The sequence below is a fragment of the Collinsella aerofaciens genome (assembly GCF_041537385.1).
Taxonomy (GTDB): domain Bacteria; phylum Actinomycetota; class Coriobacteriia; order Coriobacteriales; family Coriobacteriaceae; genus Collinsella; species Collinsella aerofaciens_BV.
Window position 1 is genome coordinate 75321 of record NZ_JBGORS010000005.1, and the last position, 13582, is coordinate 88902.

Annotated in this window: 10 protein-coding genes; 1 reads left to right on the forward strand and 9 read right to left on the reverse strand. The window is 63.3% G+C overall.

The window, feature by feature from the left end; all coding sequences use genetic code 11:
- Positions 1-77: 77 nt before the first annotated feature.
- The 3 genes from ACEG18_RS07485 to ACEG18_RS07495 all read right to left on the reverse strand — a co-directional run bounded on the left by ACEG18_RS07485 (position 78) and on the right by ACEG18_RS07495 (position 3479).
- Positions 78-1097, reverse strand: coding sequence for a M42 family metallopeptidase (locus ACEG18_RS07485; protein ID WP_372542143.1), 1020 nt, complete (start codon positions 1095-1097; stop codon positions 78-80).
- A 267-nt stretch (positions 1098-1364) separates the two neighbouring features.
- Positions 1365-2531 carry a lactaldehyde reductase gene (gene fucO / locus ACEG18_RS07490; RefSeq protein ID WP_117759609.1) on the reverse strand — a complete coding sequence of 389 codons (1167 nt, stop codon included), beginning with the start codon at positions 2529-2531 and terminating at the stop codon, positions 1365-1367.
- A 231-nt stretch (positions 2532-2762) separates the two neighbouring features.
- On the reverse strand, positions 2763-3479 hold the full coding sequence (locus ACEG18_RS07495) for a YoaK family protein (RefSeq protein WP_372542083.1): 717 nt from the start codon (positions 3477-3479) through the stop codon (positions 2763-2765).
- Positions 3480-3747: 268 nt separating this feature from the next.
- Between ACEG18_RS07495 and ACEG18_RS07500 the strand changes: the two genes are divergently transcribed.
- The gene (locus ACEG18_RS07500) at positions 3748-5883 is read left to right on the forward strand and encodes a YgiQ family radical SAM protein (protein WP_372542084.1); all 2136 of its coding nucleotides are present in this window, start codon (positions 3748-3750) and stop codon (positions 5881-5883) included.
- On the opposite strand, the gene ACEG18_RS07505 is transcribed toward ACEG18_RS07500, so the two are convergent.
- The 6 genes from ACEG18_RS07505 to ACEG18_RS07530 form a co-directional block, all read right to left on the reverse strand.
- Positions 5880-6800, reverse strand: a complete 921-nt coding sequence (locus tag ACEG18_RS07505) for a CPBP family intramembrane glutamic endopeptidase (RefSeq protein ID WP_372542086.1) — start codon at positions 6798-6800, stop codon at positions 5880-5882. The two genes, ACEG18_RS07500 and ACEG18_RS07505, sit on opposite strands and share 4 nt — an antisense overlap.
- An 83-nt stretch (positions 6801-6883) precedes the next feature.
- Positions 6884-7084 (reverse strand): type II toxin-antitoxin system RelB/DinJ family antitoxin, encoded by a 201-nt coding sequence (locus tag ACEG18_RS07510; protein WP_055310197.1) that lies wholly within the window; start codon positions 7082-7084, stop codon positions 6884-6886.
- A gap of 216 nt (positions 7085-7300) precedes the next feature.
- A complete protein-coding gene (locus ACEG18_RS07515; protein ID WP_372542088.1) occupies positions 7301-8677 on the reverse strand; it encodes an ATP-binding cassette domain-containing protein in 1377 nt (458 codons plus the stop codon).
- Positions 8678-8680: 3 nt separating this feature from the next.
- Positions 8681-9739, reverse strand: coding sequence for an ABC transporter substrate-binding protein (locus ACEG18_RS07520; RefSeq protein WP_372542090.1), 1059 nt, complete (start codon positions 9737-9739; stop codon positions 8681-8683).
- 2 nt (positions 9740-9741) lie between these two features.
- Positions 9742-11553, reverse strand: a complete 1812-nt coding sequence (locus ACEG18_RS07525) for an NADH-dependent [FeFe] hydrogenase, group A6 (RefSeq protein ID WP_443803742.1) — start codon at positions 11551-11553, stop codon at positions 9742-9744.
- Complete coding sequence (locus ACEG18_RS07530; RefSeq protein WP_372542092.1) at positions 11547-13379, reverse strand: NAD(P)-binding protein; 1833 nt, start codon at positions 13377-13379, stop codon at positions 11547-11549. The genes ACEG18_RS07525 and ACEG18_RS07530 overlap by 7 nt, the downstream gene beginning before the upstream one ends.
- Positions 13380-13582 lie beyond the last annotated feature (203 nt).

Genomic DNA, 13582 nt, shown 5'->3' on the forward strand with positions numbered 1-13582 from the left:
ACTGCCCCCTATTTCACCGCAACTTACAGAGGGCGGCCTCGGTCGGTACTGCTGTGCCAGCCGAGGCCGCTGCTCCCCTAGCGCTGCACGTAGGCGCGGACGAGCTCGTAGGTGTTGCGCACGCCGTCCATGTGGCTGCGCTCGTAGTTGTGGCTCGCGTACACGCCGGGGCCGATCAGGCCGTGACGGATGTCGTAGCCGGCAGAAAGCGTGGCCTCGACGTCCGAACCGTAGTGCGGGTACACGTCGATGGCGTAATCGAGCTTAAGCTCGCGCGCGATATTGGACAGCGTGGTCACCAGGTCGTAGTTGTACGGACCACCCGAATCCTTGGCGCAGATCGACACCATGCGCTCGGTGCAGCCCAGATCGTCGCCCACGCAGCCCATGTCAACGCTGATCATCTCGCGCGTGTTAGCCGGCACGAAAGCGCCGCCGTGGCCGACCTCCTCGTACACCGTAAAGAGCAGCGACACCTTGCGCGAAAGCGTCACCTCGCCGCCAGCAACGGAACGGGCCAGACCCAGCAGAATCGACGCGGACAGTTTGTCGTCCAAGAAGCGGCTCTTGATGTAGCCGCTCTCCGTCACCGTGGTACGCGGATCCATGGCGATGATATCGCCCGTCTGAATGCCCAGCTCAAGCACGTCGTCCTTGCTGTCGACATTCTCGTCGAGCAGGATTTCCATGTTCTTCTCGATGGTCTTGACCGGCTCGTCGGCCACGTGCGCCGAAGGCTCGGTGTTGAGGACCACACCCGTATACACATTGCCGTCACGCGTGTAGACGGTGCAGTTCTCGCCATCGGCCGTAGACCACTGGTGCCCACCAAGCGTCGTGGGGCGCAGGCGGCCATTGTCCTTAATGGAGCGCACCATGGCGCCCAGGGTATCGACATGGCTCGCCAATACGAGCGGCTCGCCCTCGCCACCAAGCTCAACAAGCACATTGCCCTTATTTGAACGCTCGGGCCCAAACCCCATCTCGCGCAACGTTTCCATTAGATAATCAGTCGCCGCACGGGTATAGCCCGTAGGCGAAGCAATCGAGGTAAGCACCTTCAACTGGTCAGTAATATAGGAGAGCGTAGAATCCATCTTGGACACCAAAGTCACCCTTTCATATCGAATTAAACCCACAGCAACAATACCACCGCGAATCATCTTTTTACCTAGCGAGATGACCCATCGAGCTCCCCAGAACTGCGCCCGCCACGATAACGAGCCGGCGGGCCCCCTGCCCGTTAGCCCCGCAATCTTTCCGCAGGACAGAGGAAGCCCCCGCCGCACGAAGTGCGCAACGGGGGCTTCCGACATGTCCGAGGACGATTGTGGGGCTAACGGGCAGGGGTCCGCCGAACCAAGTTAGGCAGCCGGGCAGATCTTCTTGAAGAGCTCGATGACGTCGTCGAGCGTCGCCTCGCGCGGGTTGCCCGGGAAGCAGGCGTCGGCCATGGCGTCCTTGGCCAGGACCTCGATCTCGTCGGCCTTCATGGCCTCGCAGACGTGCGGGATGTTCACGTCGGCGGAGAGCTGCTTAACGGCGGCGATGGCGGCGTCGGCAGCCTCGTCGGTGCTCATGCCCGTGGTGTCAACGCCCATGGCGACGGCGACCTTGGCCAGGCGCTCGGTGCAAACCGGCTTGTTGAACTCCATGGCGATCGGCAGCAGCATGGCGCAAGCGACGCCGTGCGGGGTGTCGTAGTGAGCAGACAGGGTATGAGCCATGGCGTGATCGATGCCCAGGCCGACGTTGGAGAAGCCCATGCCGGCGACATACTGACCAAGAGCCATGCCCTCACGGCCGGAGCCGGGCTGGCCGGACTTGGCCTCGGCAACGGAGTCGCGCAGGTTCTCGCTGATCAGCTTAATGGCCTCAAAGTGGAACATGTCGGAGAGCTCCCAGGCGCCCTTGGTGGTGTAGCCCTCGATGGCGTGGGTCAGAGCGTCCATGCCGGTGGAAGCGGTAAGGCCGGCGGGCATGGAAGCCATCATATCGGGGTCGACGACGGCGACCTCGGGGGCGTCGTTGGTGTCGACGCACACGAACTTGCGGACCTTCTCGGGGTCGGTGATGACGTAGTTGATGGTCACCTCGGCAGCGGTACCGGCGGTCGTCGGCACGGCGATGGTGAACACGGCGTGGTTCTTAGTCGGAGCAACGCCCTCGAGGCTGCGGACATCGGCGAACTCGGGGTTGTTGATGATGATGCCAATGGCCTTGGCGGTGTCCATGGAGGAGCCGCCACCGATGGTCACGATAGCGTCAGCCTCGGCGGCCTTGAAGGCCTCGACGCCGTCCTTGACGTTCTGGATAGTGGGGTTGGGCTTGATCTCGGAGTAGAGGCTCCAAGCAATGCCGGCAGCGTCGAGCTCGTCGGTCACCTTAGCGGTAACGCCAAACTTGACCAGATCGGGGTCGGAGCAGACGAAGATCTTCTTGTAGCCGCGACGCTGGAGCTCGCCGGGGATCTCCTTGATGGCGCCGGAACCATGATAAGAAATAGTGTTGAGAACGAAACGATTAGCCATTGATAGCCTCCCATCGTGTGCGGGGCACCCATTACGCCCCACGCTATGGCTCCCATCCTAACGCTTTTGAAACAAAAAAACACGCGAGAACATCAAAAGTGTTAAAGCGTTTCAACAACTGGTATCGAAACCACCTGACCACTAAACAAAAAAGGGGCGGCCGAGATGGCCGCCCCCTCCCCATTATCGATCTATCTGACAAAGGGACTGCCCCCTTGCCGCATCCTGCCACTATTTTTGGCAGGCGTCTTTCCAATCTTCGCAGGCGCGCTTCCAGCGAAAGCGCAAATCGCGCTCGCGGTCGATAAACATGATGGCAAACGCGACAAACAGCAGCGCGCTCGCCACGACGATAGCGTGCAGCCCCATGCGCTCAATACACCAGTTGCCCAGCACGGCGCCAAACACAAAGGTAAAGATCACGCCAAAGTACAGCACGCCGTTTTCCAAAAAGCCGCGCTTGTGGGTGATGATGTAGTCGTCCACGTTTTGCAGCGCATTGCGCAGGTTACCGATGCACATGGTCGTGGCGATGCCGTGACCGTGGATCTTGCGGAAGCTCTCGACCTGCATACCGCAGGCAAATGAGGTAAGGCAGTTGGCAAGCAGGTTGAAATCGCCGCCCGGGATAAAGCTCACGCCCAGCAAGATGACGGCTTCAAAGAACACCGTCACCTGGCGCCAGTGAATCACACTGCCAAACCGCTCGTGAACCAGGTCGGCAAGCATAATGCCCACGGCAAACGACACCACAGGGAAGAAGTAGCGCCCCGCCAGCGCCCAGTTACCCTCCGAGATGCTCACGCCCACGAGCAGGATGTTGCCCGTCTGCGCGTTGGCGAAAACATGATCACGCCCAATGTACGAATACACATCCATAAAGCCACCGGCGAGCGCCAAGATGATGCCCAGCTCAATAGATTCCGATATCTGTTTGGCACGCTGCATCGTCGTGCATCCTCCTTGTTGACGACTCTCTCGTGCGTTGGCGGAAACATAGCCGCCGTTCATACTGTAACCCATTGACAACATGGCATGCGCGCGAGACGAGTTCCCCAACGCGCGGATACACAGTCTGGAAACAAACGGCGGGCGCGGCGCCGACACCCGCATCGACACGCTGATCCGCCAGCCCATGTACTCCACCAGTCTTTTTAGCCCCGTCCCAAAAAGACTGGTTACAATTACGTGCAGCATACAAACACCGGGAGGGATCGTGGCAAAAAAGCCTCAGCACGCTCAGAACAACCAGCGCAGTCAGCAGGGCAAACAGGGCCAGCAGCAAAAGCGCGGCGGTAAGGCCCAGGGCGGCCACGCCACTCATACCCCGGCAGCACCTGTCCGTCCCTGGCGTCCAGGCCGCGATAAGTTCCTCCCCGTCAGCCGCTCCGATATGGATGCGCGCGGCTGGGACCAGTGCGACTTTGTCTACATCTGCGGCGACGCCTACGTGGACCATCCCAGTTTTGGTATGGCCATCATCAGCCGCGTCCTCGACGCACACGGCTACAAGGTGGGCATCATCTGCCAGCCCGACTGGACCGACCCCGCCAGCATCACCGTGCTCGGCGAGCCTCGCCTGGGCTTTCTCGTCAGTGCCGGCAACATGGACTCCATGGTCAACCACTATTCGGTGACCAAGCACCGCCGCCACACCGACGCCTATACCCCCGGCGGCGAGGAGGGGCGCCGTCCCAATCGTGCCGTCACGGTCTACGGCAACCTCATCCGCCAGACGTTCAAGGACGCCCCCATCATCATCGGCGGCATCGAGGCGAGCCTGCGCCGTCTGGCCCACTACGACTACTGGCAGGACAAGCTCAAGCGCTCGGTACTGCTCGACTCGGGCGCCGACATCCTCATCTACGGCATGGGCGAGCACGCGATCGTCGAGATCGCCGACGCGCTCGACGCGGGGCTGCCCGTCGACCAGATCACCTATATCAACGGCACCGTCTACCGCACCAGCTCGCTCGACGAGGTCTACGACTACGATCTGCTGCCCAGCTGGGACGATCTTGCCGCCGACAAGCTCAACTACGCGCGCAGCTTTAACGTGCAGCAGCAGAATATGGACCCCATCACCGGGCATCGTCTGGTAGAGCCCTACCCCAACAGCGTCTATGTGGTGCAAAACCCGCCGTCGGCGACACTCACCACCGACGAGATGGACGAGGTGGCCGAACTCCCCTACGCACGCGATTGGCATCCCGACTACGACGCAGCAGGCGGCGTGCCGGCCTTTGCCGAAATCAAGTTTTCCATTAGCTCCAACCGCGGCTGTTTTGGCGAGTGCTCGTTTTGCGCCCTCACCTTTCACCAGGGCCGCGTGTTGCAGATGCGAAGCCACGACTCGATCATGCGCGAGGCCGAGCTGCTCACACGCGATCCCGAGTTTAAGGGCTATATCAACGACGTGGGCGGACCGACGGCCAACTTTAGCCGCCCGGCCTGCGACAAGCAGCTCAAGCACGGCGTGTGCAAGAACAAGCACTGCCTGTGGCCGAGCGTGTGCAAGAACATGGTGGTCGACGAGAGCGGCTACACGCAGCTGCTGCGCGACCTGCGCCAGCTGCCGGGCGTCAAGAAGGTCTTCGTCCGCAGCGGCATCCGCTTTGACTACACCATGGCCGACGCCTCGGACGAGTTTTTGCGCGAGCTGCTGGAGCACCATGTCTCGGGCCAGCTACGCGTAGCGCCCGAGCACGTGAGCGACGCGGTGCTCTCCGTAATGGGCAAGCCGAGCCGAGCTGTCTACGACGCGTTCTGCCGTAAATTTGAACGCCTGAACCGCGAATACGGACTCAAGCAGTATGTGGTGCCGTATCTGATCTCGAGCCATCCCGGCTCGACCATGAAGGAAGCCGTGGACCTTGCCGAGGCCGTTCGAGACATGGGCTACATGCCCGAGCAGGTGCAGGACTTCTACCCCACGCCGTCCACCATGTCGACGTGCATGTACTACACCGGCGTGGACCCGCGCACCATGGAGCCGATCTATGTAGCGCGCGACCCGCACGAGAAGGCCATGCAGCGCGCGCTCATTCAGTATCGCAAGCCCGAGAACTACAAGCTGGTGCGCGAGGCGCTGGAAAAGGCCGGCCGCCGCGATCTGATCGGCTACACCAAGCATTGCCTGATTCGTCCCGTGCCGCCGCGCCCGGGCGAGACATCGGCCAGCGGCGGACATGGCACCGGCAAGAAGGGCGGCAAGCCGCACGGTGGCGCCGCCGGCAAGGGACCCAAGGGCAGCAAGGGCCACGGCGGCATGTCGCGCGCGCAGAACACCGCAGGCCGCAACCGTGCAGCTCAGGGGCGTCAGGGCGCCAACGGAGGCGGACGCCGCAATTAGTGCGGGAATGCGGTAGATGTGGTCGCAGCGCTCTGTTGGCACGCTTGGCGCAGTGAGCGCATCGCCTCAACGAGGATGACACCGGCGATAGCGACCGTAATTGTCACGTCGAGCGGCGTGTTCACAAACCACAGCAGGGCCATGAGGTATGACCCGGCGTTAAAGGCAAAGTGCAGCAGGATCGTGTAGCGGAGCTTTCCGGTGGTCACGAGCACCCAGCCAAAAATGAGGCCGGCAGCGCCCGCATAGCAGCCCTGTACCCAATTCATGTGCATAAAGCCGAAGACCGCCGCCTGCAACACGATTGCCGCGGCGACGCCCCAGGTATTCGGGGCCGCCCAGGGCACTATGGCGCCATCCTGCGCGTTCACACGGCGCCGGCGCTTCCAGAGCGGACGGCACTGTGGATTAAACGCACGCAGCGAAAATTCAAAGATAACGCCGCGCACCAGGAGCTCTTCGCAAAACGGCGCACCGAGCACCGTGGTCAGGACGGCAAGAAGGTTGGTATCGCCCATGCCCGTTTCCTCGACGAGCTCACTATAGTCTGCCGCGACCTCGGGCAGCAGCGACAGCACGCCATCGCACAGGTAGCTAATGACCACCTGCATGGATAGACCGATCACGACAACGCAGACAATGCGCTTCCATGCAGCACTTGCTCCCCCACCGAGCTGGCGCTCACCTTGCCGGCGCGCCAGGAAGGAGCGCGGCCACAGATAGCGCCACCACAGCAGCGCCATCAAAAACGACGCCGTCTGAGCGGCGGCCTGGAACCATTGGATATCGAGATTGTCGATCGGATAGCCCGTCAGCACCGATACGGCATCGAGAACTGAAAACAGAACCACGCTCAGGGCTATATCGGCAGCGACAACGCCAAAACAGGCAAGCGCCCAAATCATCGCATTGAGCATGCCAACCTCCTCAAAACCGTTCCCTAGTTCTACCACAACTCGGCAGAGAGCTGATCCCATGGGGACGGAGGAAAACGGATCACTTATTGATGAGAATCGGGCGCAGCGCCAAAAGCCCCGTTGGGCGAAATGTCGAACGGGAAGGTGCCGCAGCGATTGAAGGCGGCGATAAACATGCGGATGGCGTTGGACGGCGTGGTGCCCACGAGTTGGGTTGCCGCCGCGAAGGCTGCCTTCTCCTCGGGCAAGACCTTCGCAACAACCGGGGTCATGTGTTCTGCCATGGCGCTTCCTTTTTGAAACGACGGTGGTGCGGATAGATGCGGGCCGCGCGGCTGGGCGACGGGCTGTGAAGGCAACCCGATTGGCCCGCATCTGGAGTATGTTTCTACGGCGTTGGTATTACTTGGTAATCCTAAGTATTACCCCGCAGATAGAATACCATACCCGACCCTATGGGGACGGAGAAAAAACGGATTATTATGTTGCTGGGTAAGTATTTAGAGCGTAATGATGTCCGAGATATTGAGGACCCGAGCGTCGGCTGTATCGTGCGTGGCAAGCAACAACATGCGGCCGTCGAGCAAGTCGAGCACGACCTCGGCGCATACGTCGCGCGCAGCGGTATCTAGACCGGTAAAGGGCTCGTCCAGAATCACCGCGTCACCTGGGCACAGCAGGGCTCGGGCGATCTCGACGCGACGGCGCTGCCCGCCCGAGAGCTCGGCCACGCGGGCATGCACATCGACCCCCGGCACCAGCAGGCGCAACAGGGCTGCGGCGCTCGGGGCGTCCACGCACGCGTCGGCACACACCAGTACGTTATCCAAGGCGGAAGCGTCCTCGACCAGGCGCACATCCTGAAACACCATGGAGCACGGCGCGCACTCCCCCGCCGCCAGCGCAAGCAACGTCGACTTGCCCACGCCCGAGGCGCCCATCACGCAGGCGCACCCACCGGCGGGCACACGAAGCACCAGTCCGTCGAGCGCCGGAGCCCAGGGCGCGCGATCGCCCACGGCAAGCGCAAGCTCCGCTGCAGCGCCATCGCTCGCAGCCCCCGCACGCCCGCGCAGTCTATGCCCATGCGCCCGCACGGCCGCGCGCCACGCCACGGGTCCCGAAACCCGCAGCTGCCACACCAGCACGTGCTCACACGCCCACGAGGCGGCAACGACCAGCACGGTCCACGCCAGCAGATCAGCCGTCTCAATCAAAAGCTTTGCCTGATAGATGCGCTCGCCCACGGTGCCCGTAGCCATGCCGATCAGCTCCGCCGCCACGCCGGCCTTCCAGCTCATGCCGATCACGGCACGGGCGCACGAAAGCGCAAACGGCAGGACTTCGCGCCAGGTGTGGGCACAAAACAGTCGCCAGCCACGCACGCCATGCAGGCGAAACATCTGCTCCAGCGGTTTATTCGCCTGTGCCAAGCCCTCGGCCAGCGAAAAATACACGCCCGGCAGCGCCATCAAAAAGACAGCGGCGATGCTCACGCGCGCCGACCCCAACCAAATGAGCAGCAGGACCACCACGCAGGCAACCGGCGTCGCCTTAACAAACGACAGCGCCGGCGCCACCAGGCGGGAAAACGTCCGCGACCGCACCGAGACTCCCGCCAGCACGCCGCCGCACACCGCGGCAAGCGCCAGCCCGCCCAGTATCCGCGCACCCGAGCCCGCCAGAATCGCCCACGTGCCAGCATCCCATACCAGCCGCAGCAACGCCACCGCAACAGCGCCCGGCCCCGGCAAAATCAACGGCTGCGCCACCAGCGCCGCCACCAGCACCCACACGGCAAGCCAAAAGGCGGCGACGGCACCTGCTGCCGCCACCGCCTTCATACGCTCTGTCATTTGTTGAGCAAACGCACGCACGGACTACTCCATGTAGTAGAAATCGTCAGCCGGGAGCTTGCCGCCCACGGCGCTCGCGTCCGCATCGGCCAGCACCTGCAGGTACCCACCGAGCGCCGCCTTCATATCCTTCCCCGTCTGGCACACAAGCATGCACCCGGGAATCGCCTTTTCGGCAATCGTGGCGTTGTCCACGATGCCCGCATCGACCACGGCCTGCGCCCAGTCTGCCGGCGCCGCATTGACGGCCTTCACGCTCGCCTCATGGCAGCGCAAGAATTCCGCCACGGCCTCGGGATACTCCTCGGCAAAGGCACGGCGCACCACGGTCACACCCGTCAGCAGGCGCGATCCCGTGTCGCCCGCCAGCTCATCCCACACATCGGTCAGACTTACCGGCGCCGACAGCTTGCCTTCGCTCTTTGCGATGGCAGCGGTCTTGAACGGCTCGGGCAGCACGCCCACGGCGGACGGGTCGGCAAGCAGGGCCGACAGCACCTCGGTGGGCTCGCTCTTAAACTCGAGCGTCACCTGGCCGGTCAGGCCCGCGCGCTCCAGCAGGTAGTTCATGACGTACTCCGGCGTGGTGCCCTTGCCCGTCATGTAGACGGTACGACCTGCAAGATCGCCAAACGAGGTAACGTCCGCGTCGCCCGTCACCACGCTCAGCACGCCCAGCGTGTTGATGTCGATGACCTGCACCGCGCCATCGGTCTTGTTGTAAAGCACGCTCGCCACGTTGGCGGGCACCAGGGCAATGTCGACATCTCCCTGAATGACCTTGGGCACGATCTCGTCGGCTGCGGCGCTGATCGCAAAGTCGAACTCATTGTCCGTGGCACCGTCGGCCACCTGGTCCATAAACTGCACCAGACCGATCGACGTCGGGCCCTTGAGCGACGCGACGTGCACCTCGACCGGCTCGGCAGCGGCACCGTCAGCGGCCTTCCCGGCAGCCGAGCCCGCAGCAGACCCGGTCCTGGCAGACCCGCCGCCACAACCAACCAGTGCAAGCGACAACGCGCCCGCGGCAAGCGCCGAGGCAAACCCCCGGCGCGTCATCTCAACATCAAACGCACGCATCGCTAGCACGCCCCCTCGTTGGGCATCGTCCAGGCGTGATGGTCGGTATGCAGCAGCTCCTCAGCCAGCGGCGAAAGCGGCTCGCCCAAGAACTCGCGGTAGCACGCCTGGACATCGGGGTTCTCGTGCGAGAAGCGAATGTCCGCCTTCGCATCCAGGCCCCAAAGCACCTGGCCGCGCTCAGCTGCCAGCTCGCAGCCGTCGTGGATGGGCTGTCCGCCGCCGCCGACGCAGCCGCCCGGGCACGCCATGACCTCAACGAAGTCATAGCGCACGCGGCCGTCGCGAATCGCGTCGAGCAGGCGGGCGGCGTTGCCCAGCCCGTGCGCCACGGCGACGCGCACCTTGGTCCCATCGATATCGGCGACGGCTTCCTTCCAGCCGTCCAGGCCACGCACGTCGGTAAAGAAATCGGCATCCGGGTTCTTGCCCGTCACCAGGTAATATGCCGAGCGCACGGCGGCCTCCATCACGCCGCCCGTGGCACCAAAGATCACACCCGCGCCCGTGCCGAAGCCCAGCGGCGTATCGAGCGGCTCCTCGGTAAGCGTGTCCACGCTCACGTGGCTCGCGCGGATCATGCGCACCATCTCGCGCACCGTCAGCGCAACGTCCACGTCGGGCGCGCCGCCCTCGCCTACCATGCTCGGCAGCGCGCACTCGGCCTTCTTGGCCGTGCACGGCATCACGGACACCACGAACAGGCGCTCGGGCTCCACGCCCAGCACCTTGGCGTAGTACGTCTTGGCAATGGCGCCGAACATCTGCTGCGGCGACTTGGACGTGGACAGGCTGTCGACAAACTCCGGATAGCGGGCCTTCACAAAGCGTACCCAACCCGGGCAGCAACTCGTAAACATGGGCCAGCCGCGGCTGTCACCTTCGCCCTTGGCGGCGGCACCCAAGCGCTCGAGCAGCTCGGAGCCCTCCTCCATAATGGTGAGGTCAGCCGAGAAATCGGTATCGAACACGTACTCAAAGCCCACGCGGCGCAGCGCGCAAGCCAGACGCTCGACGGTTGCCTCCTCGCGCGGAATGCCGAGTTCCTCGCCCCAAGCGCTACGCACGGCCGGCGCGATCTGCACCAGCACGATCTTATCGGGATCGGCGAGAGCATCGAACACGGTCTCGGTATCGTCGCGCTCGCGTAGTGCGCCCGTCGGGCAATGCGTAATGCACTGGCCGCACGCGACGCAATCGGTCTTGCCGATCGGCGCGCGCCCGCGGGTACCCACGGCGGTATGCGTGGCGCGGTTGGTCAGGTCCCAAATCCCCAGGCCCTGCACGCTCTCGCACACCTTGATGCAGCGCATGCATTTAATGCACTTGTCGTTTTCGCGGATGATGGGAAAATCGAAATCCCAGCCCTCGCCCGCCAAATGCCTTTGATACGGCAGATAGAAAATGCCCAGGTCGTTGGCGATGGTCTGCAGGTTGCAGTTGCCGCTGCGCACGCAGCTCGTGCACTGCGAATCGTGCTGGGACAGCAGCAGCTGCACGTTGGTGCGACGCGCCTCGCGGGCCTTGGGGCTGTTGGTGCGGACCACCATGCCGTCGAGCACGTAGTTGTTGCAGGCGGCGACCAGCTGGTCGCAGCCCTCAACCTCGACCACGCATACGCGACAGCCGCCGATCTCGTTTAGATCGCGCAGATAGCACAGGGTGGGAATCTGGATGCCGACGGACTTGGCTGCGTCCAGAATCGTGGTGTGCTCGGGAACCACGACCTCGCAATTATCGATAGTAAGCTTGACCATGTTATGCGCTCCGTTTTCGGTGTTGTCGCTGACGGTGGTGTTGGTGGGCTCTACCATTCCAGGTTCCTCCCTCCGCGGAACGCGCCAAAGCCAAAGTGATCGCAACGCAGGCAGCGGCTTGCCTCCTGGCGTGCCTCCTGCTCGGTGAGACCCTGCTCGACCAGATCCCAATCGTGAATACGCTCGCCGGCCTCCCGCTCGCCCAGCTCGCAGCGGCCGCACTCATGCTTGCCCTTAAACTGGACGGTCGGCAGCTCAACGTCGAGCTTGATCTTGTGGTCAAAGCCCAGGTAGCGGTCGATATTTGCCGAAGCCACGCGGCCGGCGTTGATGGCTCGGATGACGGTGGCGGGACCGGTCTGGCAGTCGCCGCCGCTAAAGAGGCCATCGAAGTTGGGCACGGCGCCGTCCGAATCGGTGACGACGCGACCCCACTTGCAGGCGATACCCATGTCCTCAAACGGCTTGGAATCGATGTCCTGGCCAATGGCCACAAACACGCGCTCGCAGGGAATGACGCGCTCGGGCGTGGCGGCGGCACGCGGGGCCGGACGCCCACGACGGGGCTCACCGATAATCTGCGGCTGCACGCGCAGGCCGCCCACGCGACCGTCCTCGCCCGTCTCGATAGCGAGCGGGGCCGTCAGCTCCAGAACCTCGCAGCCCTCGGCCTGGGCGCCGGCAATCTCGGCATCCTGGGCCGTCATGTCGCAGATGCGACGGCGGTAGACGATGCTCACCTTTTCGGCACCGCAGCGCACGGCAGAGCGCGCCACGTCCATGGCCACATTGCCGCCGCCGATGACGCACACGCGCTGGCCGCTCAGGTCGGGCAGCTCGTCGTCGCCGATGGCACGCAGCATCTTGACGGCCGACTCCACGCCGGGCGCCTCTTCGCCCGGAAGGCCGAGCTTCTTATCGCTGTGGGCGCCAATGGCCAGGTAGACGGCATCAAACTCGTCGCGCAGGCGGGCAAGCTCCTCGCCGTTGACGGAGTGGTCGAGTTCCACGTCGATGCCGGCGCTCAAGATCCAGTCGATCTCGGCCTGCAGGCGCTCGCGCGGCAGGCGGTAGCTGGGGATGCCGTAGCGCAACATGCCGCCCAAGTGGTGACGCTGCTCAAAGATCGTCACCTTATGGCCCATCACGGCCAGGTAGTAGGCACAGGAAAGGCCGGCCGGGCCGCCGCCAATCACGGCGATGCGCTTGCCGGTGTTATCGGCCACGCTGGGCTTGTAATCGTTGAGGTCGCTGTGCTCAACGGCAAAACGCTTGAGGGCGAGGATGTTCATGGGATCGTCGACCATGCCGCGACGGCAGTGCATCTCGCAGGGATGCTCGCACACCAGGCCGCAAACGAGCGGCAGCGGGTTGTTCTTGCGGATGACCTTGACGGCATCGGCATAGCGGCCGGCCTCGACCAGCGAAATGTACCCGGGAATGTCGACGTGCGCTGGGCAGCCCGAGACGCACGGGACGCGGGCCTCGCGGTCAAAGCCACAGGAGTGTTCGCGGATGTGGTGCTCAAAATCGTCGCGGAAACCGCGGATAGCCGTAAGCGCCATAGCGCCGGCCTCGTAACCGATGGCGCAGTCGCTCGAAAGATAGATGGTGCGGGCGGTGCGCTCAATCAGATTGAGCGTGGACTCGTCGGCGCGACCCTCGAGCACATCGGCGAGCAGGTCGCTCAGCGCGTTCAGGCCCACACGGCAGGGCGTGCACTTGCCGCAGCTCTGCGTCGAGCACAGGTTGACGAGCGCTGCCGTAAACTCGACGGGGCACGGAGCGAGCGAGCTCACCGCCAGACGGCGTCCAAGTGCATCGTGCAGGTCGTCCATGACGGCCTGAGCGTGGCTGCGTTCCATTACATGCAGTCGAGCCATAAGATCCCCTCTCACATGGCAGCCCGGAGGCGAGGCCGGGCGAAATTGCTACACGCAACACACTGACCTATAAAGTTGTTTGGCAGCAACACGGTTCGGCAGGCGGTATGAAACGTCGTCCTCAGCGGTTAAATAGAACATTACCGCAGATAAATGCCATATTTGATAAAACGCGTTACCAAATAGCAATATCCAATGTGGAA

Excerpts from the sequence above, each read along its gene's own strand:
- ACEG18_RS07485 (WP_372542143.1), bottom strand. The coding sequence starts at position 1,097 with ATGGATTCTACGCTCTCCTATATTACTGACCAGTTGAAGGTGCTTACC.
- fucO (WP_117759609.1), bottom strand. The coding sequence starts at position 2,531 with ATGGCTAATCGTTTCGTTCTCAACACTATTTCTTATCATGGTTCCGGC.
- ACEG18_RS07495 (WP_372542083.1), bottom strand. The coding sequence starts at position 3,479 with ATGCAGCGTGCCAAACAGATATCGGAATCTATTGAGCTGGGCATCATC.
- ACEG18_RS07505 (WP_372542086.1), bottom strand. The coding sequence starts at position 6,800 with ATGCTCAATGCGATGATTTGGGCGCTTGCCTGTTTTGGCGTTGTCGCT.
- ACEG18_RS07510 (WP_055310197.1), bottom strand. The coding sequence starts at position 7,084 with ATGGCAGAACACATGACCCCGGTTGTTGCGAAGGTCTTGCCCGAGGAG.
- ACEG18_RS07520 (WP_372542090.1), bottom strand. The coding sequence starts at position 9,739 with ATGCGTGCGTTTGATGTTGAGATGACGCGCCGGGGGTTTGCCTCGGCG.
- ACEG18_RS07525 (WP_443803742.1), bottom strand. The coding sequence starts at position 11,553 with ATGGTAGAGCCCACCAACACCACCGTCAGCGACAACACCGAAAACGGA.
- ACEG18_RS07530 (WP_372542092.1), bottom strand. The coding sequence starts at position 13,379 with ATGGCTCGACTGCATGTAATGGAACGCAGCCACGCTCAGGCCGTCATG.